Origin of the sequence: Serratia liquefaciens ATCC 27592, assembly GCF_000422085.1 — a bacterium.
GTDB classification, from domain to species: domain Bacteria; phylum Pseudomonadota; class Gammaproteobacteria; order Enterobacterales; family Enterobacteriaceae; genus Serratia; species Serratia liquefaciens.
Genome location: NC_021741.1, coordinates 848,183 through 870,454 on the forward strand (window position 1 = coordinate 848,183; position 22,272 = coordinate 870,454).

23 protein-coding genes are annotated in these 22,272 nt (G+C 58.1%); 16 read left to right on the plus strand and 7 right to left on the minus strand.

The features are described from left to right. Nucleotides 1–16 precede the first annotated feature (16 nt). A complete protein-coding gene (locus M495_RS03900; RefSeq protein WP_020825345.1) occupies nucleotides 17–1,603 on the minus strand; it encodes a gamma-glutamyltransferase family protein in 1,587 nt (528 codons plus the stop codon). A gap of 146 nt (nucleotides 1,604–1,749) precedes the next feature. On the opposite strand from M495_RS03900, the gene M495_RS03905 reads away from it, so the two are divergent. From M495_RS03905 to M495_RS03950, 10 genes are all read left to right on the plus strand, one after another. Further along, nucleotides 1,750–2,589, plus strand: coding sequence for a MurR/RpiR family transcriptional regulator (locus M495_RS03905; protein WP_020825346.1), 840 nt, complete (start codon nucleotides 1,750–1,752; stop codon nucleotides 2,587–2,589). A gap of 218 nt (nucleotides 2,590–2,807) precedes the next feature. Further along, the gene (locus M495_RS03910; RefSeq protein ID WP_020825347.1) at nucleotides 2,808–3,599 is read left to right on the plus strand and encodes a transporter substrate-binding domain-containing protein; all 792 of its coding nucleotides are present in this window, start codon (nucleotides 2,808–2,810) and stop codon (nucleotides 3,597–3,599) included. Between the two features lie 12 nt (nucleotides 3,600–3,611). Next, the gene (locus M495_RS03915; protein WP_020825348.1) at nucleotides 3,612–4,277 is read left to right on the plus strand and encodes an amino acid ABC transporter permease; all 666 of its coding nucleotides are present in this window, start codon (nucleotides 3,612–3,614) and stop codon (nucleotides 4,275–4,277) included. Further along, a complete protein-coding gene (locus tag M495_RS03920) occupies nucleotides 4,277–4,933 on the plus strand; it encodes an amino acid ABC transporter permease (protein WP_020825349.1) in 657 nt (218 codons plus the stop codon). Before M495_RS03915 ends, M495_RS03920 begins: the two co-directional genes overlap by 1 nt. Further along, a complete protein-coding gene (locus tag M495_RS03925) occupies nucleotides 4,914–5,657 on the plus strand; it encodes an amino acid ABC transporter ATP-binding protein (protein ID WP_020825350.1) in 744 nt (247 codons plus the stop codon). Before M495_RS03920 ends, M495_RS03925 begins: the two co-directional genes overlap by 20 nt. Before the next feature lie 63 nt (nucleotides 5,658–5,720). Then, on the plus strand, nucleotides 5,721–6,962 hold the full coding sequence (locus M495_RS03930) for a pyridoxal-phosphate-dependent aminotransferase family protein (RefSeq protein WP_020825351.1): 1,242 nt from the start codon (nucleotides 5,721–5,723) through the stop codon (nucleotides 6,960–6,962). Then, nucleotides 6,962–8,236, plus strand: a complete 1,275-nt coding sequence (gene hpxK / locus M495_RS03935) for an allantoate amidohydrolase (RefSeq protein ID WP_020825352.1) — start codon at nucleotides 6,962–6,964, stop codon at nucleotides 8,234–8,236. The genes M495_RS03930 and hpxK overlap by 1 nt, the downstream gene beginning before the upstream one ends. Beyond that, on the plus strand, nucleotides 8,217–8,717 hold the full coding sequence (uraD, locus tag M495_RS03940; RefSeq protein ID WP_020825353.1) for a 2-oxo-4-hydroxy-4-carboxy-5-ureidoimidazoline decarboxylase: 501 nt from the start codon (nucleotides 8,217–8,219) through the stop codon (nucleotides 8,715–8,717). Before hpxK ends, uraD begins: the two co-directional genes overlap by 20 nt. Next, nucleotides 8,710–9,045 (plus strand): hydroxyisourate hydrolase, encoded by a 336-nt coding sequence (gene uraH / locus M495_RS03945; protein WP_020825354.1) that lies wholly within the window; start codon nucleotides 8,710–8,712, stop codon nucleotides 9,043–9,045. The genes uraD and uraH overlap by 8 nt, the downstream gene beginning before the upstream one ends. A 37-nt stretch (nucleotides 9,046–9,082) precedes the next feature. Continuing rightward, entirely contained in the window at nucleotides 9,083–10,435 is a 1,353-nt protein-coding gene (locus tag M495_RS03950) for a nucleobase:cation symporter-2 family protein (RefSeq protein ID WP_020825355.1), read from the plus strand. A 39-nt stretch (nucleotides 10,436–10,474) separates the two neighbouring features. On the opposite strand, the gene M495_RS03955 is transcribed toward M495_RS03950, so the two are convergent. Together M495_RS03955 and M495_RS03960 are read right to left on the minus strand one after the other, a co-directional pair. Continuing rightward, entirely contained in the window at nucleotides 10,475–11,248 is a 774-nt protein-coding gene (locus M495_RS03955; RefSeq protein WP_020825356.1) for an amidohydrolase, read from the minus strand. Then, nucleotides 11,236–12,396, minus strand: a complete 1,161-nt coding sequence (locus M495_RS03960) for a pyridoxal phosphate-dependent aminotransferase (RefSeq protein ID WP_020825357.1) — start codon at nucleotides 12,394–12,396, stop codon at nucleotides 11,236–11,238. Before M495_RS03960 ends, M495_RS03955 begins: the two co-directional genes overlap by 13 nt. Before the next feature lie 162 nt (nucleotides 12,397–12,558). Between M495_RS03960 and M495_RS03965 the strand changes: the two genes are divergently transcribed. The 3 genes from M495_RS03965 to M495_RS03975 are packed head-to-tail and all read left to right on the plus strand — an operon-like array spanning nucleotide 12,559 to nucleotide 14,398. Then, complete coding sequence (locus M495_RS03965) at nucleotides 12,559–13,173, plus strand: methylthioribulose 1-phosphate dehydratase (protein WP_020825358.1); 615 nt, start codon at nucleotides 12,559–12,561, stop codon at nucleotides 13,171–13,173. Beyond that, entirely contained in the window at nucleotides 13,170–13,859 is a 690-nt protein-coding gene (mtnC, locus tag M495_RS03970) for an acireductone synthase (protein ID WP_020825359.1), read from the plus strand. Before M495_RS03965 ends, mtnC begins: the two co-directional genes overlap by 4 nt. Continuing rightward, on the plus strand, nucleotides 13,856–14,398 hold the full coding sequence (locus M495_RS03975) for a 1,2-dihydroxy-3-keto-5-methylthiopentene dioxygenase (RefSeq protein ID WP_020825360.1): 543 nt from the start codon (nucleotides 13,856–13,858) through the stop codon (nucleotides 14,396–14,398). Before mtnC ends, M495_RS03975 begins: the two co-directional genes overlap by 4 nt. A 13-nt stretch (nucleotides 14,399–14,411) precedes the next feature. Here M495_RS03975 and mtnA read toward each other — a convergent pair whose 3' ends face one another. Then, the gene (gene mtnA / locus M495_RS03980) at nucleotides 14,412–15,440 is read right to left on the minus strand and encodes an S-methyl-5-thioribose-1-phosphate isomerase (protein ID WP_020825361.1); all 1,029 of its coding nucleotides are present in this window, start codon (nucleotides 15,438–15,440) and stop codon (nucleotides 14,412–14,414) included. A 144-nt stretch (nucleotides 15,441–15,584) separates the two neighbouring features. Between mtnA and mtnK the strand changes: the two genes are divergently transcribed. Then, nucleotides 15,585–16,784: an S-methyl-5-thioribose kinase gene (gene mtnK, locus M495_RS03985; RefSeq protein WP_020825362.1), complete on the plus strand. Its 1,200-nt coding sequence runs from the start codon at nucleotides 15,585–15,587 to the stop codon at nucleotides 16,782–16,784. A gap of 85 nt (nucleotides 16,785–16,869) precedes the next feature. Here the strand turns inward: mtnK and M495_RS03990 are convergent, their stop codons facing one another. After that, complete coding sequence (locus M495_RS03990) at nucleotides 16,870–17,022, minus strand: Hok/Gef family protein (protein ID WP_041414251.1); 153 nt, start codon at nucleotides 17,020–17,022, stop codon at nucleotides 16,870–16,872. A 288-nt stretch (nucleotides 17,023–17,310) separates the two neighbouring features. Next, nucleotides 17,311–19,767: an acyl-CoA dehydrogenase FadE gene (gene fadE, locus M495_RS03995; RefSeq protein WP_020825363.1), complete on the minus strand. Its 2,457-nt coding sequence runs from the start codon at nucleotides 19,765–19,767 to the stop codon at nucleotides 17,311–17,313. Between the two features lie 245 nt (nucleotides 19,768–20,012). On the opposite strand from fadE, the gene lpcA reads away from it, so the two are divergent. Both lpcA and M495_RS04005 read left to right on the plus strand, forming a co-directional pair. Beyond that, complete coding sequence (lpcA, locus tag M495_RS04000; RefSeq protein WP_004949058.1) at nucleotides 20,013–20,594, plus strand: D-sedoheptulose 7-phosphate isomerase; 582 nt, start codon at nucleotides 20,013–20,015, stop codon at nucleotides 20,592–20,594. 97 nt (nucleotides 20,595–20,691) lie between these two features. Beyond that, nucleotides 20,692–21,498: a class II glutamine amidotransferase gene (locus M495_RS04005; RefSeq protein ID WP_020825364.1), complete on the plus strand. Its 807-nt coding sequence runs from the start codon at nucleotides 20,692–20,694 to the stop codon at nucleotides 21,496–21,498. Here M495_RS04005 and dpaA read toward each other — a convergent pair. After that, nucleotides 21,430–22,200, minus strand: a complete 771-nt coding sequence (gene dpaA / locus M495_RS04010; protein WP_020825365.1) for a peptidoglycan meso-diaminopimelic acid protein amidase — start codon at nucleotides 22,198–22,200, stop codon at nucleotides 21,430–21,432. The two genes, M495_RS04005 and dpaA, sit on opposite strands and share 69 nt — an antisense overlap. Nucleotides 22,201–22,272 lie beyond the last annotated feature (72 nt).

Below are 22,272 nucleotides of genomic sequence, written 5' to 3' on the forward strand. Positions count from 1 at the left end.
CCAATAAAAATGGCGGCTAGAAGCCGGCGGCACTGCCGTTGCTGCGGGGATCGAAAGCCCCTTCAAGCATGCCGTTAGTATGGCGAACAATGGCGCCGGCATGGCCGACCGCTTCGCTAAAGTCCGGTAACAACTCCACGTCGTGGCCCCGTTGGCGCAGGTAGTCGACGGTTTCCGCGCTAAAGCGACCTTCTAGCTTCAGTGAGTCAGAGCTTTCACCCCAGGTGCGGCCCAGCAGCCAGCGCGGCGCACTGATCGCCTGCTGCAGCGGCAGGCCCTGCACCACATGGCGAACAAACACCGCCGCCTGGGTTTGCGGCTGGCCGTCGCCGCCCATGGAGCCATACACCAAGGTGCGTCCGTCATACAGGCGAGCCGCCGCGGGGTTCAGAGTGTGGAAAGGCTGTTTGCCTGGCGCCAGTGCCAGCAGATGGGCGGCATCCAGGCTGAAGGACGCACCGCGGTTTTGCCACAGCACGCCACTTTGCGGCAATACCACACCGCTGCCGAATTCGTGGTAAATGCTTTGGATAAAGGACACCGCCAGACCGCTGCTGTCCATCACGCCCATCCAGACGGTATCGCCCGGCCCCTTGCCTTTGCCCCAGGCCGCGGCATGCTCAGGATCGATATGCTTGGCCAGCGCATCCAGGCGTTCTGTCGTCAGGAGTGCCTGCGGATCCTGCGTCATTTGGCGTGGATCGGTGATGAATTGGTCACGCAGACCGAAAGCCAGCTTGGTGGCCTCGACGATGCCATGCACCACTGCGCCTTCGCTTTTGCTGGCCAGGGGCAGGCGATCGGTCAAACCGAGGATTGCCAGCGACACCAGGCCCTGAGTGGGTGGGGTGAGGTTGAAGACTTCACCTTTCTGATGCTCAAGTCGCAAAGGCGTGCGCCGACGCGGCCGATAATCCGCCAGATCTTGGGCGGTGAGCGGCATGCCCAGCCGGGCCATATCGGCCGCCATGCTTTGCGCCAGTCGGCCGCGATAGAAGCTGTCCAACCCCTCTTCGGCCAGGGCAATCAGGGTATCCGCTAACTGTGGCTGGCAGAAACGCTGTCCGGCAAGGGGGATTTCCCCCTGCGGTAAATAAGTGCGGGCAAAATGTTCCACATCCGCCAGTTCATGATATTTGCTGCGTGTGGCGGCCTCCTGCGAGGCGGTAACCGGAATGCCGTCCGCCGCATAGCGAATGGCATCGGCCAGCAGACGCGGTAGCGGCAGCTGTTCGCCGCCCAGCTCGCCGGAATAGTCTAGCGCTTCACGCCAGCCGCCAACGGTGCCGGCAACGGTCAGCGCCGCCCTGGGGCCGCGATGCGGGATGTGGCTTTCACCGGCGTAAAAATCCAGCGTGGCTAAGGAACCGGCAGCGCCGCTGGCGTCGATCGCCACCGGATCGCCCTGTGGCGGCACAATCAGCCAGAAGCCGTCACCGCCCAGGCCATTCATGTGCGGATAAACCACGGCGATAGTCGCGGCGGCGGCGACCATGGCTTCGATGGCGTTACCCCCTTCACGCAGAACCGCCAGCGCGCTTTCGCTGGCGAGGTGGTGAGGCGTGACGGCCATGCCCAATGGCGCGGTATTACTGTTAATCATTTCTTGGCCCTTGTTTGAGGTCAGCTTCTGTCTCAAAGACAAGCAAGAGGCGTTCCATGTTTTCTTCGGCGGTAATAAACGCTTGCCAGCGGGTAGATTGGCCGTGCTATGTTCCGCTGAAACAAAGGTTACAAGCAGGAGCAGCAATGAAGCAGATCGATGAACGCCTGCGCGGGGAATATTCGCAGCTTACGCCGCAGGAACAGCGGGTAGCCGATTTTATTTTCGATCACTTTGACGACCTGATCAGCTACAACAGCGCCGAGTTGGCGCGCCTGAGCGGCGTATCCAAAGCTACCGTCAGCCGCCTGTTCAAACGCTTGGGCTACCCAAGCTACCGTGCAATGCGTGATGAACTGCGCACCCTGCGCCAGAGCGGCATGCCGCTGACCGATAATCGTGACGCGGTGCAGGGCAACACCCTGTTGGCGCGGCACTACAAGCAGGAAATGGCCAACCTTACTCAGTGGGTGAACCATATTGACGCCGGCCAGTTCAATGCGGTGATCGCCGCCCTGGTGCAGGCTCGGCGTGTGGTACTGATGGGGTTTCGCAACAGTTATCCGATTGCCATGCACCTGCGCCAGCAACTGATGCAGGTACGTGAGCAGGTGTTATTGATGCCGCAGCCCGGGCAAACGCTGGCGGAAGAGCTGGTCGATTTGGACCACGGGGACGTGGCGGTAGTTGTGGCTTTTCGCCGCCGGCCGCGTCAGTTGCGGGCCTTGCTGACGCAGTTGCAGATTCAGCAGGTTCCGACGCTGCTGGTGTGCGAACCGCAGGCGCAGTCGCTGATCCCACTGGCGAACTGGCACCTGGCGGCGCCGCTGGATAGCGTTTCCGCCTTTGACAGCTATTCCGCCGCCATGAGCCTGGCCAATCTGCTCAGCAATGCCTTGCTGCATGAGACGCTGACGCAAGGACGCCAACGGATCCATCAGATCGCCGATCTGTATGGCGATCTGGATGAGTTGGAACAGCGCTAATTTCCGCGCCATTTTGGTGCCTTCGCACTTTGATGGTGCGCATTTTTCTCCGTGATATCCCTTCCTCCTGCCACAGTCATGGCAGGGGAGTTTCCTCTTAGCCCCCTAACTCAAAGACAGAAAAGGTTAAGCTGGTTGACGCTCTCGATTGGCACATTAGTTGCAAAGTGATAATCAAAGAATCTTTTGTTTCATCATTTCACCATCGGGGATAGTCTATGAACTTCAAGAAAATCGGGATAGCGGCGTTAGGGGCGGTGCTGTTGATGGCGCAGGCCACGTCGGTGATGGCGGATCAACTACAAGAAATCCAGCAGCGCGGCGTGCTGCGGGTAGCGGTACCGCAAGACTTCCCGCCGTTTGGCTCGGTAGGCACCGATCTGCAGCCGCAGGGTTATGACATCGATATGGCGCAGTATCTGGCCGACAAGATGAAACTTAAGTTGCAGCTGGTGCCGGTCACCAGTGCCAACCGCGTCCCTTATCTACAGACTAACAAAGTGGATTTGGTGATTTCCAGCCTGGGCAAAAATCCTGAACGCGAAAAGGCTATCGCTTTCAGCCGTGCCTATGCGCCGTTCTTCCTGGGGGTGTTTGGCCCTAAAGACACCGCGTTGAGCGATGCCGCTCAATTGGAAGGCAAGACCGTTGGCGTGACGCGCGGGGCGGTAGAAGACATGGTGTTGAGCGACACAGCGCCGAAGGGCGCGCAGATCAAACGCTACGAAGACAACAACACCACGCTGTCGGCCTACCTGTCCGGTCAGGTGCAATACATTGCTACCGGCAATCTGGTGGTGAGCGCTCTGGCGCGACAGAACCCGACCAAAGCGCCGGTGGCCAAGTTTATGTTGAAGGATTCGCCATGCTTCGTCGGCCTGCGTCTGGGCGAACCGGCGCTGAAAGCCAAAGTGGATGAATTGATTGAACAAGCGCTGAAAGACAATACCCTGAATGGGCTGTCGGAAAAATGGCTGAAAGCGCCGCTGCCCGCCCATCTTGGCGCGTAATGGGAGCACCCGATGACCTATCAGCTAAATTTTCCCGCGCTGTGGCCCTATCTGCCGGAGCTGTTGGCCGGTTTGCTAACCACGATTGAGTTGACGGCACTGGCCACCCTGATGGGCGTTGCGCTGGGGATTTTCGGGGCGGCGATCCGCAGCGGCAAAGCCAACCTGTTTAGCCGTGCCTGGGGGATTTACGTCGAGGTGGTGCGCAACACGCCGTTCGTGGTGCAGCTGTTCTTCATCGTCTTTGGTCTGCCGAGCCTGGGGTGGAAGCTGACCGCCGGGCAGGCGGCTCTGTTGGCGATGGTGATTAATCTGGGCGCCTACAGCACCGAAATTATACGCGCAGGCATTCAGGTGACGCCGAAAGGGCAGTGGGAGGCCGGGCGTGTGCTGGGCTTTAGCCGCAGCCAGACATTTTTGCGCATCGTGTTACCGCCTTCGCTGCAGCGCATTTACCCGGCGTTGGTCAGCCAGTGCATTATCGTCATGCTGGGCTCGTCGGTGGTGTCGCAGGTGTCGTTCGAAGAATTGACCTTTGCCGCCAACCTGATCCAGTCGCGCACCTTCCTCAGTTTTGAGGTGTATTTAGTGACGGCGTTGTTTTACCTGCTGTTATCGATACTGATGCGCCAACTGTTGCTGGCCGCCGGCCGCCGCTTTTTAGGGAGCCAGAACTGATGCTGACTTTTACCGACTGGGACATTGTGCGCAACCTGCTGCTGGCCGCGCGCTGGACGCTGTTGCTGTCGCTGACGGCGTTCTTTGGCGGCACACTGGTGACGCTGCCGCTGTTATTGCTGCGCCTGAGCAAGCGCCGGTGGGCGCTGCGTTTTGTCCGCTGTTATTCAGAGCTGTTTCAAGGCACGCCACTGCTGATGCAGCTGTTCCTGGCCTTCTTTGGGCTGGCGCTGTTCGGCATTGATGTTAGCCCCTGGGCCGCTGCGGCACTGGCACTGACGCTGTTTACCAGCGCTTTTCTGGTGGATATCTGGTCCGGCAGCATCGCCGCGTTGCCCAAAGGCCAATGGGAAGCGTCGCGCTGTCTTGGGCTGAGCTTCGGCCAGACCCTGGTGCGGGTAGTGATGCCACAGGCGGTTCGCATTGCCATTGCGCCGACCGTCGGTTTTTCAGTTCAGGTGATCAAGGGCACCGCGTTGGCGTCGATCATTGGTTTTGTCGAACTGACCAAGGCAGGCACCATGTTAAACAACGTCACTTATCAACCCTTTAAAGTGTTCGGCCTGGTCGCGCTGGGCTATTTCCTGATGTGTTACCCGCTGTCGCGCTACAGCCATTATCTGGAGAGGAAGTTCCATGCCGCTCATCACAATTAATCAGGTTCAAAAATATTACGGCCAGAACCACGTGCTGAAGGGCGTGGATCTGGATATCGATATGGGCCAGGTGATTTCGATTATCGGCCGTAGCGGATCGGGCAAGAGCACCCTGTTACGCTGCATCAACGGGCTCGAAGGCTACCAGGAAGGCAGCATCAAACTGGGTGGCATGACCATCACCGACCGTGATTCGCAGGCGCGTGAGATCAGTCGTTCCATTGGCATGGTGTTCCAGAACTTCAATCTATTTCCCCACATGACCGCGTTGGAAAACGTGATGTTGGCACCGCGTCGGGTGCTGAAGAAAAGCCCGGCGGAATGCCGCGAGCTGGCGGAAGATATGCTGAACAAGGTTGGGCTGGGTGAGCGTATGCATTATTCCCCGGCTAACCTTTCCGGGGGGCAGCAGCAGCGGGTAGCGATTGCCCGGGCGCTGGCGATGAACCCGAAGGTGTTGTTGTGCGACGAAATCACCTCGGCGCTGGATCCTGAGCTGGTGGGCGAGGTGTTGAAAGTCCTGGAGCAGTTGGCCAAAGAGGGTATGACGCTGATTCTGGTGACCCATGAAATGAACTTTGCCCGTGAGGTCGGTGACCGGGTGGTGTTTATGCACCAGGGCAAAGTGTGGGAGCAAGGCGACAGCCGCACGCTGTTCGCCAATCCGCAAACGCAGGAATTGAAACAGTTTATTGCTTCAGTTCGCGGCCTGTCTGAGGCGTGATATGCCATGAGGCGCGTACTGAGTTCTGAGTTTACTGAGTTATTAAGCTGGTAAGGAATTAACATGTTGGATATTACCCAGTTCGATCAGATTAACCCACCTGCCCGTCTGCTGATGGGGCCAGGGCCGATCAACGCCGATCCGCGCGTGCTGCGTGCCATGTCTAGCCAGTTGATTGGGCAGTATGATCCGGCAATGACCGGCTACATGAATCAGGTTATGGAGCTGTATCGCGCGCTGTTTCGTACCGAAAACCGCTGGACGATGCTGATCGACGGCACCTCCCGTTCGGGCATCGAAGCGATGCTGGTCTCCTCCATCCGCCCCGGCGACAAAGTGCTGGTGCCGGTGTTTGGCCGTTTTGGCCATTTGCTGTGTGAAATTGCCCGCCGCTGTCGTGCCGAAGTGCACACCCTCGAGGCGCCATGGGGGGAAGTGTTCAGTGCCGATCAGATTGAAGATGCGATCAAGAAGGTGCGTCCGCGTCTGCTGTTGACGGTGCAGGGAGACACTTCGACCACCATGCTGCAGCCGCTGGATCAACTGGGGGATATCTGCCGCCGCCACGGCGTATTGTTCTATACCGACGCGACTGCATCCTTCGCCGGTAACCCGCTGGAAACCGATGCCTGGGGGCTGGACGCGGTATCCGCAGGCCTGCAGAAATGTCTGGGTGGGCCGTCCGGCAGTTCGCCGGTCACCCTAAGCCCGCAGTTCGAAGAGATCGTCCGCCGTCGCAAGTGCGTGGAGCAGGGGATCCGCACTGCCGACCATGCCGACGGCGACGATGAGATGATCTACTCCAACTATTTTGATCTCGGCATGATCATGGATTACTGGGGCCCCGAGCGTCTGAATCACCACACCGAAGCCACCAGCATGTTGTTTGCCGCGCGCGAATGTGCCCGGGTGATCCTGGAAGAGGGGCTGGATAACACCATCGCTCGCCACAAGCTGCACGGCGCAGCGATGCTGGCCGGCATTCAGGGCATGGGGCTTGAGGTATTCGGCGATCTCGATAACCGCATGAACAACGTGTTGGGGGTGGTGATCCCGCCGCAGGTGCATGGCGAACAGGTGCGGCAGATGATGCTCAATGATTTTGCCATCGAGATCGGCACTTCGTTCGGCCCGCTGCAGGGCAAGATTTGGCGCATCGGTACCATGGGCTACAACGCGCGTAAAGACTGTGTGCTGCAAACCTTGACTGCGCTGGAAGCGGTGCTGAACCGTCTGGGTTTCGCCAGCAAGCAGGGGGAAGCGCTGCAGGCCGCCTGGAACACCTACGACGACGGGAGCCGGTGATGGCGTTGCGGTTAACCGTCCAGGAGGCGGAACAGGCGGCCGCACGGGTGATGGCGCGTTGCGACGCGCTGGCGGCGATCAGCGCTACGCCAGGCCAGCTGACGCGGGTTTATCTGTCGCCGGAGCATCGGCGTGCCAACCTGTTGGTAGGCGACTGGATGCGCAGTATCGGTATGCGGGTCTGGCAGGACGCCGTTGGCAATGTTTGTGGCCGCTACGAAGGTCAAACGCCAGGTGCGCCCGCGCTGTTACTCGGTTCGCATTTGGATACGGTGCGCAATGCCGGCCGTTATGACGGCATGCTCGGCGTATTGACTGCCTTGGAGGTGGTGGCGCATTTGCATCAGCAGCAGCGGCGTCTGCCGGTGGCGGTTGAAGTGATTGGCTTTGCCGATGAAGAAGGGACGCGATTTAGCGTCGCCCTACTGGGCAGCCGGGGCATTACCGGCCAGTGGCCAGCCGAGTGGTTGGCGCGTACTGATGCCGAGGGCATCAGCGTGGCGCAGGCGTTGCGCGAGTTTGGCCTGGATCCGGCGGCGGTGGTTGAGGCGCGGCGAGCACCAGGTGATATCTGCGCTTATCTGGAATTGCACATTGAACAAGGGCCTTGTCTGGAGGCCGCCGATCTGGCTCTGGGCGTGGTGACGGCGATTAACGGCGCGCGTCGACTCCATTGCACCTTTAGCGGCGAGGCAGGCCATGCAGGCACTGTGCCGATGGGGCAACGCAAAGACGCCTTGGCGGCCGCGGCGGAGTGGATGGTGGCGGTTGAAGCAATAACCCGTACCCGCGATGAACATTTGGTGGCGACTGTCGGCTGTATCGAAAGTCTTCCGGGGGCGGTCAACGTCATTCCCGGTGAGGTGAAACTGTCGCTGGACGTTCGCGGCCCGCAAGATGGCCCGCTGGCGGCATTGCTTACGCAGCTGTTGGAACGGGCGCAGGAGATCTGCGCACGTCGCGGATTAGGTTTTGCCAGCGAGGAGTTTTATCGCATAAACGCAACGGAATGTGATGCAGATTTGCAGCAACGTTGGCAGCAGAGCGTGGCGGCGGTGCAGGGGCGCAGCATGGCTTTGCCCAGCGGTGCCGGGCATGACGCGATTGCCGTGGCGGCTTGCTGGCCGGTGGGCATGCTGTTTGTCCGTTGCGATCGTGGCATCAGCCATCATCCGGCCGAAGCCGTAAGCCAGACCGACGTGGCGCTGGCTATTCAGGCCTACTGCCAGACGGTGGCCAGTTGGGAGAACACCGATGAACCTGCAGCAGTTTAATCAATTGCCCGTGGCGGAAGCCGAGCGATTACTGCGGCCCTGCGTGAACATTGCGAGCTGGATAGCTTCAGTGATTGCGGCCCGGCCGTTCAGCAGCAGCGATGCCGCGTTGGCGGTGGCCTGGCAGGCGGCGCAGCGTTGGCGGCATGAAGAGGTCAGCCAGGCATTGGCACAGCACCCGCGCATTGGCGAACGTGCCGCAGGCCAGGGGAAAGAGGCGCAGTTCTCCAAGCGTGAACAGTCGGCGGTCAATGACCGGGATCCGGAATTGGCCCAAGCGCTGCTGGTGGGCAACCGGCGTTATGAACAGCAATTTGGCCAGGTGTTTTTGATCCGTGCCGCCGGTCGAGATGGGCGAGCCATTCTGAGTGAGCTGGAACGACGCTTGAACAACGACGTGGAGCAGGAGCGGCAGGAAACCGCCGAACAGCTGCGCGAAATCGTGATGCTGCGTTTTAAGGAGTTACTGAGCGATGAGTAATATCAGCACCCATATTTTGGATACCTCCCTGGGTAAACCGGCGGCAAAGGTGCGAGTCTGGCTGGAGTGGGAACAGCAGGGGCAATGGCGGGCGATAGCCGAAGGCACCACCGATGCCGATGGCCGCGCCCGTGAGTTAACGCCGGATGAGCTGCCCGCGGGGCATTACCGCCTGCATGCCGACGTGGGCGGTTACTTTACCGCAGACAATCGTGAAACGTTATACGCCACGGCGATCATCGATTTTGTCATCAAGGATGCGGCGCAGCATTACCATTTACCGCTGCTCATCAGCCCGTATTCCTATTCAACCTACCGGGGCAGCTAGACGCCCTTAGCGGTTAACCCGCATTGACGAGGTATCTATGGCTCTGTCTCAGGATAAGGGCGCGGCTTCGTGCTGCCCGGAAGATGAAAAATTGCCGCTGGCAAAAACCTTCGCCTACGGCCTGCAGCATATTCTGACCATGTATGGCGGCATCATAGCGCCGCCATTGATCATAGGTTCTGCCGCAGGGTTAGACGCCGCGCAAATTGGCCTGCTGGTGACGGCAGCGCTGTTTGTCAGCGGTTTGGCGACGTTATTGCAAACGCTTGGTGCGCCGGGTTTCGGCTCTCGTTTGCCGTTGGTGCAGGGCGTTTCCTTTGCGGGAGTCGCGACCATGGTGACCATAGTCACTGGCGACGGCGGGTTGCCTGCGGTGTTTGGTGCGGTGATCGCGGCGTCGTTGATTGGGTTACTGATCGCGCCGTTTTTCTCGCAGATTATTCGCTATTTCCCGCCGGTGGTGACCGGTACCGTGGTGACGGTGATTGGGCTGTCGCTGATGCCGGTGGCGGTACGCTGGGCGATGGGGGGCAACGCCAAGGCCGCAGATTGGGGATCAACCGGAAATATTGGCCTGGCGGCTTTCACACTTGCGGTTATTTTGTTGCTGAACAAGGTGGGTTCCCCGGCGTTAAAACGGTTATCGGTGCTGCTGGCGATGGCTGTCGGCTGTGTGGCGGCCGCGTGGGTGGGTAAGCTGAGCTTCGCTGCCGTAGGCCACGGGCCTTGGCTGGCATTCCCCGCGCCTTTTGCCTACGGTTGGCCAACCTTCGAACTGAGCGCAGTGCTATCCATGCTGTTGATCGTACTGGTATTACTCACGGAAACCACCGCCGGGCTGATGGCCGTCGGTGAAATTGTCGGCTCGCCGGTGAATGCGCGCCGTATCGCCAACGGGTTGCGTGCCGATATGTTGTCCAGCGCCCTGTCGCCGGTATTCAATTCGTTTCCGCAAAGCTCGTTTGCCCAGAATATCGGGCTGGTGGCGATCACCGGCGTGAAGAGCCGCTTTGTGGTCAGCGCCGGCGGGGCGATTCTGGTGCTGCTGGGGCTGTTGCCGGTCCTGGGGCGACTGGTGGCCTGCATTCCGCTGCCGGTCTTGGGCGGCGCGGGTGTGGTGCTGTTCGGCTCGGTGGCCGCCAGCGGCATCCGCACTCTGGCCAAGGTTGAGTATAAGGACAACATGAATCTGGTGGTGGTAGCGACGGCGATTGCCTTCGGCATGATCCCTATCGTGATGCCGACCTTTTACGATCAGTTTCCGAACTGGGTGCGTACTTTGCTGCATTCGGGCATCAGTGCCTCGTGCCTGGTGGCGTTGTTGCTGAACCTGTTGTTTAACCGCATTGGGGGGACAGAAGAAAAAGCGGCGGAAGAAGAGCTTTCCTGAAGCAACGGGCGCGGTGTACCGGTACCGCGCCCGAAATGCTTAATCGTGGCGCAGGAAACTGTCGGCATCCCGCCAGGCCGGGAAGGCACTGCGATAGCTTTGCAGGGTTTCCAGCGACAGTTCCGCGTCAAGCCTTGCGGCAATGCCGGGTTCCGCCTGCGCCAGCGTTTCGCCCTGCGGGCTGAGGATCAGGCTGTCACCGCTGTAGTTCAGACCGTTGCCGTCTTCGCCGACGCGGTTGCAGCCGGCCACATAGACCTGATTCTCAATGGCCCGTGCCGCCAGCAGCGTTTGCCAGTGTTTGCTGCGCGGTGCCGGCCAATTGGCGACGTACAGCGCCAGATCGTAATCCTGCTGGTAGCGAGACCAGACCGGAAAACGCAGGTCGTAACAGATTTGCGGCAGGATGCGCCAGCCGCGCCATTCGAAGATTTCACGCCGTTTGCCTGCCTGATAGTGCAGGTGTTCACCCGCCATGCGGAACAAGTGGCGCTTATCGTAGGCATGCACCCGGCCGTTGGTCTCCACCAGCAGGAAACGGTTAACCGCGCCCTCGGCGGTTTTCAGCGCCACGCTACCGCCAACCAGCGCGTTGTTTTTGTTCGCCCAACCGTGCAGCCAGTCAATCACCTGCTGTTCCGGCAGCGCACTTTCCCCGGCATCCATGGCAAAACCGGTAGTAAACATCTCCGGCAATACGATCAGATCGCGGCCGCTTAAGGGGGCCAGCAAGGCGTCAAAATGTTGCAGATTGGCTTGGCCATCTCGCCACACCAGGGGTTGCTGCAACAGGGTAATTTTTAAAGTCGACATAACCGCTCCGCAGCTGCATCCAGTGTGGCATCCTGTTTAGCGAAGCACAGCCGGATCAATTTATGAGGGAAAGGATCGGCACAGAAGACCGACAGCGGGATCGCCGCCACGCCTACGTGCTCGGTTAACCAATGACAGAATGCCACGTCGTCCAGATCCGAGACCGCGCTGTAATCCGCCAGTAAGAAGTATGTCCCTTCGCAGGGTAAAATTTCCAGTCGGCTACTGGACAGCGCCTGCACGAAACGGTCGCGCTTGGCGCGGTAAAACGCAGATAGCTGCTGCCAGTGTTCCGGTTCGCTGCGCAGCATATCGGCCAGCGCCAACTGTGCCGGGGTGTTAACCGAGAAGGTCAGGTACTGGTGTACCTTGCGCACTTCCGCACTCAGCGCTGCCGGGGCGACGCAATAGCCCACTTTCCAGCCGGTCATGTGGAAGGTTTTGCCGAAGGATGACACCGCAATGGCGCGTTGGCGCAGCTGCGGGTGGGCCAGCACGCTGGCATGCCCCCCTTTGGCGAAACAAATGTGCTCATAGACTTCATCGCTGAGCACATAGATTTCACGCTCGCTAATGGCATGCCACAGCTGTTGCATATCTTCCGCCTGCCAGGCGGTGGCGGAAGGGTTGTGCGGCGTATTGAGGATCACCAGGCGGGTGCGTGGCGACAATAATTCTTCGAACTGTCGCCAATCGACGCTAAAGGCCGGTGGCTGCAGCGCAATGCGTTTCAGCGTACCGCCGGACAAGGTGACCGCCGGCGCATAGCTGTCATAGCTGGGATCGAAGCAAATTACTTCATCTCCCGGACGCACCAACGCGCTGATGGCGGCGAACAGCGCTTCGGTAGCCCCAGCCGTGACGGTAACTTCGGTGGTCACGTCCGGCAGCCAGCCATACAGCGCCGCCGTTTTCTCGGCGATGGCTTCGCGCAGGGGCGCGACGCCGGTCATCGGTGCATATTGGTTTGCGCCCTGGCTGACATGCCAGGCCAGACGCTCTTTCAGGTAGTCCGGGCCATCGAAATCGGGGAAACCCTGAGACAGGTTGATTGCCTGATGCTGCGCTGCCAGCGCGCTCATCTGGGTGAAAATGGTGGTGCCCAGAGCGGGCAGTTTGCTTTCGGGAATCAATGCTGAAGTGCTCATAGCAGGCTAATACTCCTGGCGCTTATGTTGCCGTCAATATAACACGATGTTAGTATTTGGCAATCAAGACGCTTAGATGGCTAAATGAAGAAAAAATCTAATCATTAATCAAATCATTCTAAGCTTCACCTGCTGGACGACCTTACTGACCGGGAAACGATAATGACCGAAAATCCGCAACTTACAGCGCTGTTGTCTGCCTGTCACTGGATTGGCGAAAAGGGCTGGTGCCCGGCGACCGGCGGCAACATGTCGCTGCGTCTTGATGACCGACACTGTCTGGTGAGCGAATCCGGCAAGGATAAAGGCAGCCTGAGCGAATCGGATTTCCTGCTGGTGGAAACCGCCACCAACCATGTGCCGAGTGGCCGCACACCCTCGGCGGAAACCGGCCTGCATACCTTGATTTACCGGCTGTACCCGCAGATTGGCGCGGTGTTGCATACGCATTCGGTGAATGCGACAGTGTTGTCACGCGTTGAATCCAGTGAGCGTTTGGTGTTGCAGGGCTATGAGATGCAAAAATCTCTCGCCGGGCAGAGCTCTCATCTGGATACCGTAGCGATCCCCATTTTCGACAACGATCAGGACATTCCGCGCTTGGCCGCGCGCGTCGCGGCCTATGCCGAAGTGACGCCATTGCAGTACGGTTTTCTGGTGCGGGGTCACGGCCTGTATTGCTGGGGCCGCCAGGTTGCGGAGGCTCGTCGTCACCTTGAAGGGCTGGAATTCCTGTTCCAGTGCGAACTGCAACGCCGTTTACTGGAGGCAAAATGATCCGCGCCATCGTCACTGACATTGAAGGTACCACCAGCGATATCCGCTTTGTTCATCAGGTGCTGTTTCCCTATGCGCGTGAACGTTTGGCACCGTTTATCCGTCAGCACCAGGCAGAGGCTGAGGTGGCTGCGCCGCTGGCTGCCCTGCGACATGAGATTGACCAACCGCAGGCGGATATTGAGCAACTTATTGCCGCGCTCTACCGTTTTATGGACGAAGATCGCAAATCCACCGCGCTGAAGGCACTGCAAGGTATCATCTGGCGCAGTGGCTACCACAACGGTGATTTCCGCGGGCATTTATACCCTGAAGTGGCCGGGCAGCTGAGCGCCTGGCAGCAGCAGGGGCTGAAGCTATACGTTTACTCTTCCGGCTCGGTGGAAGCGCAGAAACTGCTGTTCGGTAACAGTGATGCCGGCGATCTGCAGCCATTGTTCAGCGGGTATTTCGATACCCACGTCGGGGCCAAGCGTGAAACCGCCTCGTACCGCAATATTGCCAATGAAATCGGTATCGCCGCCGACGAGCTGCTGTTCCTTTCCGATATTCATCAAGAGCTGGATGCCGCGCGAGCCGCCGGTTGGCACACCTGTCAGCTGATCCGCGACGACGCCGATGCGCAGAGCCGGCACCCGCAGGTTAACCGTTTTGATCACATCGATTTAGGGGAGTTTGCCTCATGAGTGGATTGACGATTTTCAGCGATAAAGAGCCGCAGCAGCCGCTGTGGCAGAGCCGCGATGCCGAAGCTATTCAGCTGCAACTGGCACAAATCGGCGTGCGTTTTGAACGCTGGCAGGCCGATCGTGACCTGGGTGACAACCCGGAACCGGCGGCGGTGATTGCCGCTTACCAGCATGAAATTGATCGTCTGGTGGCGGAAAAAGGCTACCAGAGTTGGGATGTGATCAGCATGCGTCCGGACAACGCCCAGCGCGAAGTGCTGCGCGAGAAGTTTCTTTCCGAACACACCCATGGTGAAGACGAAGTGCGGTTTTTTGTCGAAGGCGCGGGGTTGTTCTGTCTGCATCTGAACGGCAAGATCTACCAGATCCTGTGCGAGAAGAACGATCTGATTTCCGTGCCGGCAGACACTCGCCATTGGTTTGACATGGGATCGGCACCGAATTTCACGGCGATCCGCGTGTTCGATAACCCGGAAGGCTGGGTGGCACATTTCACCGGCGATAAAATCGCCGATGCTTATCCGCGTCTCAACTGATACTGCGCGGGCGTTAGCCTAACGCCCGCTGGAAGATCCCATCATTGACCTGCTGTGGCGTAATCACGCCGCTGTCAAACACCCAACCGCTGATAAGCTTCGCCGGCGTGACGTCAAATGCCGGGTTGTAAACCTGCGCATCGGTTGGCGCCCATTGGCATGAGCCAAAACTGCCCGACACACCGGTCACCTCAGCTGCGGCGCGCTGCTCGATAGGGATGGCGGCGCCGTTCGGACAGTGGGGGTCGTGCGTTGTATGCGGGGCGGCAACGTAGAAGGGGATGTTGTGGTAATGCGCCAGGACTGCCAGGCTGTAGGTGCCTATTTTATTGGCAACGTCACCGTTGGCAGCGATGCGATCGGCACCCACCCATACGGCGTCGACCTGGCCCTGCGCCATCAGACTGGCAGCCATGGAGTCGCAAATCAACCGATAAGGAATACCCAACTCGCCCAGCTCCCAGGCGGTCAAGCGGCCACCCTGCAGCAGCGGCCGGGTTTCATCCACCCACACCTGCTGCACTTTGCCCTGCTGATGGGCGCGTAGTAGCACGCCAATGGCAGTACCGACGCCAGCGGTCGCCAAGCCACCGGTATTGCAATGGGTCAGCAGGCGACTGCCGGGTTTGACCAGTTCGGCTCCGTGGTCGGCAATGCGATCGCACAATTTGCGGTCTTCTTCCACTAGCCGCAAGGCTTCTTCCACCATCGCCGCCACCCAGTGCGGTTGCGCCAGCGCCAGCTTCATGCGGTCCAGATTGTTCATCAGATTGACCGCCGTCGGCCTTGAAGCACGCAGAGTGATCAGTGCCTGCTCAAGCTGTTCACGCGGCAGCCCACGTTCTGCCAACAGGGCCAACAGCAGGCTGGCGGACAGGCCGATCAGCGGTGCGCCCCGCACCCGCAAGGTATGAATATGATCAACCAGTTCCTCTACGCTGTCGCAGGTTCGCCACTGTTTTTCCTGCGGCAAAGCCTGCTGATCGAGGATCCAAAGTCGGTTGTCACGCAGGGTCAAACTGGTGGTGTTAAGCGCTTGCATCGGCGGTTAATTCCTTGTTGCGTAGTTATTGCATCTGGAAAGCTATTCTGCCAACATGACTTCCAGATGTATAGACGTCCAAATGCTTTTACGTCTAAAAAATAATAATCGTTGTGTCAGAGAGACAGGAAAGAGGGGTTGGGAATGTCGCATTATCGTACGTTTACTGCTGCCGATGCCGTTGAGTATGCTCGCCAATACGGACAGTTAGCCGATCCGCAGGCGCTGGTGAGCGCTGACGAGATTGGTGACGGCAATCTGAACCTGGTGTTCAAGATCCGCGATCGCGACGGTGTGAGCAGGGTGATCGTTAAACAGGCGCTGCCGTATGTACGCTGCGTGGGCGAATCCTGGCCACTGACCCTGGATCGGGCACGGATCGAAGCGGAAACTCTGTTGATCCACGGCGGTTTTTGCCCAAGACATACGGTAAAAGTGTTGCATCATGATCCAGAGCTGGCGGTGATGGTGCAGGAAGATCTTTCCGACCACCATATCTGGCGCAGTGAATTGCTCAAGGGCCACTATTACCCGCTGGCGGCCGGGCAATTGGCGGAATATTTGGCGCAGACCCTGTTCCATACCTCCGATTTTTATCAGACGGCACAGGCAAAAAAGGCCGAAGTTAGTCGCTTCACCAACCCTGAACTGTGCCAGATCACCGAAGATCTTTTCTTTACCGATCCCTATATCGATCATGAGCGTAATCAGTTTGACCCGGTGCTGCTGCCCCAGGTGCTAGAGCTGCGTAGCGATTCCGCGTTGAAACTGGCGGTGGCTGGACTGAAACATCGCTTTCTGAGCAAGGCGGAAGCGTTGCTGCACGGCGATATCCACAGCGGCTCAATTTTTGTTGCGGAAGGCAAGTTGAAGGCGATAGACGCCGAGTTTGGTTTCTATGGGCCGATCGGGTTTGACGTCGGCAGCGCCTTGGGCAATCTGTTGTTGAACTACTGCGGTCTGCCGGGGTTGTTAGGGCCGCGTGACGCCGCCGCCGGGCGAGAACAACGCCTGCAGGATGTGCGTGAACTCTGGCTGATTTTTGCCGATCGCTTCCTGGCGCTGTGCCACCAATACACTCGTGAGCCGGCGCTGGCGGTGCCAGGTTACGCCGAGCAGTTCCTGCAGCAGGTGTGGACGGATGCGGTAGGTTATTGTGGCAGCGAACTGATTCGCCGCACTATCGGTCTGGCACACGTGGCCGATCTGGACAGTATTAGCGATGCCGAGATGCGTGCAGAATGCCAGCGCCACGCATTGAGCCTTGGCCGAGCGCTGATCGTTAATGCGTCGCAGATCGAACATATCGATGCACTGCTGGCGCGCATTCGCCAAAACGGCTAGCAGCCTGACGGATACGGCGAGGAAGGGTGCTCATGGATCTGTCGTAACAACCAACAGGCGGGGCGAGCCCCGCCGTTGGGTTGCCTTACCGTTCGGGTTCGTAAGCCAAAATGGCTGCAACCTCCGTGTCCCCCAGTTTGATGCGCAATTCACACAGTGAACCGCGAGTGATCCACATCAGCGCGATAAGCGTTATGCAGATAATCATCAGCCTAAGAACGACCCGTTCCTGCTGCATTTTTGACCTCCTTATCCTTGCCTTCCGGCGGGTAAGAGGCTAACCTGACGTTGTTGAGACGTTCAGAGTGGCCTCGGGTTGATGTATCGACTCGGGGCCTTTCTCTTTCTATCCTCGACTAAACTGAAGCTCCGGACAGAAAGATCCAGAGCACCCACCGGCAGTCTATCCGATAATCCTCAGGGTTAAATTAGCCGTTCTGGTAACGTTGCGAACGGCTGCGCATTTCTCAGTGGAAATAAAAAAGGGGCGATGATTATCGCCCCTGAGTGCACGTGTTTATTGCCGTTACGCGGCTTCGGTATGCTTCTGACGTTTATCCTGCTTTAGCGGCTTTTCCGGCTTGCTGGCCGCCAGCGCATCCGGCTCGAAATCATCCACGTTGATGGAACGCAGACGGCTCTCTTCGGCTTTCACCAGGATCTTCGCTTCATCGGCGCTGATTTTGCCTTCTTCCAGCGCCCGTTGTGCCAAACGATCCAGTCGGGTGAATGGCAGGTTTTTACCACTCTCCTTACACAGACGCAGGTGAATCGGCTCTGCGGCAATCACGTCCGCCAATGCGGCTTCCAACAGGCCTACCGGGTTATGCTCGCTCGGCGTCAGATACTGACCGCGCCCCAGACGGCTGCGGGTGGCAGACGGCTGTTGGAGGATCTTGGCCAATTGGTGATCCAGACGGTCAGAAGGTGCAGTATGCACGCGGCCGAACGGGAAGATCACGAAGCGCATCGCACCGGCGATAAAGCGGTTCGGGAAGTTGCGCAGCAGATCGTCCAACGCTTGTTCCGCCTGGTGCAGACTGTCCTGCACGCCCCAGTGGACCAGCGGTAAATCTTCTTTCTGACGGCCTTCGTCTTCAAAACGTTTCAGCGTAGCGGAAGCCAGGTACATTTGGCTGAGAATATCCCCGAGACGAGCCGAGATACGCTCGCGGCGCTTCAGGCTGCCGCCCAGCACCCCCATAGAAACGTCCGACAGCAGCGCCAGGTTAGCGCTCAGGCGGTTCAACTGCTGATAATAGCGACGAGTCGCGTCTTTGGTCGGTGTGCCACTGGTGCGGCCGTTGGTCAGGCCCAGCCAGAAGCTGCGCACCTTGTTGCTGCCTACGTGACCCAGATGGCCGAACAGCGATTTATCGAAGGCGTTCAGGTCGTTATTTTGCGCTGCCGCCATTTCATCCAGTACATAAGGATGGCAACGGATAGCGCCCTGACCGAAGATCATCATGGTACGGGTCAGGATATTCGCGCCTTCCACCGTGATGGCGATAGGCGCGCCCTGATAGGCACGGGCCAGGAAGTTGGATTTGCCCAGCATGATGCCTTTACCGCCGGCAATATCCATTGCATCGATGATTGCCTGCTGGCCTCTGTGGGTACAGTGGTATTTCACGATGGCCGACAGCACCGCCGGTTTCTCACCCAGCATCAGGCCGCTGGTGATAAGCGTAGCCGCGGCATCCATCACATAGGTGTTACCGGCGATACGCGCCAGTGGCTCTTCGATGCCTTCCATTTTGCCGATCGAGATTTTGAACTGACGGCGGATATGGGCGTAAGCGCCAATGCCCAACGCCATGGATTTCACGCTACCGGTGGAGTTGGAAGGCAAGGTGATGCCACGGCCTACCGACAGACATTCAACCAGCATGCGCCAGCCCTGACCGGCCATTTTTGGCCCGCCAATGATGTAATCGATAGGTACGAACACGTCGTTACCGCGGGTAGGGCCGTTTTGGAACGGCACGTTCAGCGGGAAGTGACGGTTACCGATTTCAACGCCCGGAGTGCTGGTTGGGATCAGCGCACAGGTGATGCCCGGTGATTCGTTATTGCCCAGCAGGTGGTTCGGGTCATAAAGTTTGAACGCCAGGCCCAGCACGGTCGCCACCGGTGCCAGCGTGATGTAGCGCTTGTTCCAGGTCAGGCGCATGCCCAACACCTGCTCGCCTTGCCACTCACCCATGCAGACGGTACCGACATCCGGAATAGCGCCGGCATCGGAACCCGCTTCCGGGCTGGTCAGGGCGAAACAAGGGATCTCGTCGCCGCGCGCCAGGCCCGGCAAGTAATGATTTTTCTGCTCGTCAGTCCCGTAATGCTGCAGCAGTTCGCCCGGACCGAGGGAGTTGGGCACGCCAACGGTGATCGCCAGAATGCCAGAAACGCCAGCCAGTTTTTGCAGCACGCGAGCCTGAGCATAAGGAGAGAAGTCAAGGCCGCCGTACTCTTTCTTGATGATCATCGCGAAGAAGCGGTGTTCTTTCAGGTACGCCCACAGTTCCGGCGGCAAATCGGCCAGTTCGTGGGTGATTTGGAAGTCGTTGGCCATGCGGCAAGCTTCTTCCACCGGGCCGTCAATAAACGCCTGCTCTTCGGCGGTCAGCTGTGGTTTCGGGTAATTATGCAGCTTGTTCCAGTCCGGCGTCCCGCGGAACAGATCACCTTCCCACCAGGTGGTACCGGCTTCGATCGCTTCCTTTTCGGTGGTGGACATAGGCGGCATTACCTTGCGGAACGCACGCAGCGCCGGTGCAGACAGCATCGAACGGCGCAGTGACGTGATGTTCAGCGGCAGCAGGATAATCGCCAGCGGCAGCAGCATCCAGAAGGTCCAAAGACCGATGGCGCCCATGGCGGCGGTGTATGCCAGCAGGATAAGGCTACTGAGGGTGAGGTTCACTCGGTGATAGAACACCACACCAATGAGTGCCAGTAAAACAACAATACTAAGAACCATCATAAGAAGCTCCAAAGTGGCAAGAGGTCTGACCTGTTGTGTGTATGTAATAGGTTTTAGTACAAGCCCATATTTTTATCAATGCATTTACAGTTTAATTACAACTTAAGTCACAATCTGACCGCACCAATCATCAAAAACCTCAGCGGCACCTCAACGAAGGCGCTGTTTGACTCAGAGTGCTTCTCGGTTTTTCCCCGATCCGGTACACTGCGGGGCGGAAGATTGACGATAACAAGAGGTTCCTCATGTACCACGACCTTATTCGCAGTGAACTGAACGAAGCGGCCGATACCCTGGCGAAATTTATCAATGACGATGCCAATATCGACGCCATTCAACGCGCGGCAGTGCTGCTGGCCGATTCCTTCAAAGCCGGTGGGAAAGTCATTTCCTGCGGTAACGGTGGCTCCCACTGTGACGCCATGCACTTTGCCGAAGAGCTGACCGGCCGCTACCGTGAAAACCGCCCAGGCTATCCGGCGATTGCCATTTCCGACGTCAGCCACCTGTCTTGCGTCAGCAACGACTTCGGCTACGAGTATGTGTTTTCGCGCTATGTGGAAGCGGTAGGCCGCGAAGGCGACGTACTGCTGGGCATTTCCACCTCAGGCAACTCCGGCAACATCATTAAAGCTATCGAAGCGGCGCGTGCCAAAGGGATGAAAGTGATCACCCTAACCGGCAAAGACGGCGGCAAAATGGCCGGTTCCGCAGACGTGGAAATCCGCGTACCGCACTTCGGTTACGCCGATCGCATCCAGGAAATTCATATCAAAGCGATCCACATCTTGATTCAGCTGATCGAAAAAGAGATGGTTAAGGCTTAACGGCTTTAGGGGGCGCACAGCCCCCGCTAATATTGTATTGGGGTGCGCCTGGCGCGCTCCAATAGACGGCGTCAGGGTGGTTAAGGAGTGGCAAGCGATGTGTGAACTGCTCGGGATGAGCGCAAACGTACCGACCGATATTTGCTTTAGCTTTACCGGGCTGGTTCAGCGCGGTGGCCGTACCGGGCCACATAAAGATGGTTGGGGCATTACCTTCTATGAAGGGAACGGTTGCCGCACGTTTAAAGATCCCCAGCCGAGTTTCGACTCGCCGATCGCCCGTCTGGTGCAAGAATATCCGATTAAGTCCTGTGCGGTGGTTTCGCATATCCGCCAGGCTAATCGCGGTGAAGTGGCGCTGGAGAATACCCACCCTTTTACCCGTGAGCTGTGGGGCCGTAACTGGACCTACGCGCACAATGGCCAATTGAAAGGCTATCGCCAGTTGGAAACCGGCAACTTCCGCCCGGTCGGCCAGACTGACAGCGAATATGCTTTCTGCTGGTTGCTGCACCAGCTTTCCCTGAAATACCCTCGTACCCCGAGCCGTTGGCCGCCGGTATTCCGCTATATCGCGCTGTTGGCGGATCAACTGCGTCAGAAAGGGGTATTCAACATGCTGCTGTCGGACGGGCGCTTTGTGATGGCGTACTGTTCCACCAATTTGTATTGGATCACGCGTCGTGCGCCATTCGGCAAAGCTACGTTACTCGATCAGGACGTGGAGATTGATTTCCAGCAGCAGACCACACCCAACGATGTGGTCACGGTGATTGCCACCCAACCGCTGACGGCGAATGAAACCTGGCACAAGATCGCACCAGGCGAATTCGCGTTATTTCACTTCGGTGAGCGGCTTGGCCTGAGCGAAGGGATTGGTGCTGACAGCGGGAGCCGTGGTTGACGCATACTGCGTCATCTGGCTGCTGCTCATCAACGGTTGGCCCAGCACGTACTGACCGTTGGATACCCCCACCATTGGCGGTTGATGGTTTTTGACGAAGTAGTCATAACCCGGCTTCAACTGGCGCCAAAAAGCGATGTAGTTAGACGAACTGTGTCGCTTCAGGTTTTGATCGGTCATGCGGAACGGGTAGATACTGATATCAATCCGGCTCTGACCATAAGCGAACGCGGCTTCGACGTAACGATAAATCTCATCCATATAGGTGTTGGTCATCGCGTAACACCCAATCGATTTACATTCACCGTGGATCATCAGATAAGCGCCGGAATACCCCTGTGATTTATCGTAATCATTAGGGAAGCCGATATTTATTGCCCGATAATACTTACTGTCGGGTTTCAGATGGCGCGAGTCGACGCTATAAAAGCCTTCCGGACTTTTAAAGTCACCTTCACGACGTTTCGGGCCGAGGCCGCCGGAGAAATTGCAGATAGGGAAAGAGTTCACCAGGCGGAATTCATTGCCCATTTTTGCATACAACTCCAGCGTGCGTTCTTCTTTGAATATCTGAATATAAACCGGTGAACCCACTAATTGCTGCTTAACCACCGGCGCCTCGGGAACCTGCTCGCTGGCGCTGCAGGCCGTGATCATCGGCATAGAAAAAAGCATCGCAAACAACAACGCGATTTTGCTCATTATTATTCCTGCTTATATTTATCTGCTGGCTCAATGTAAACATGGCCAACATGCCACTGATTATTGTTTTAC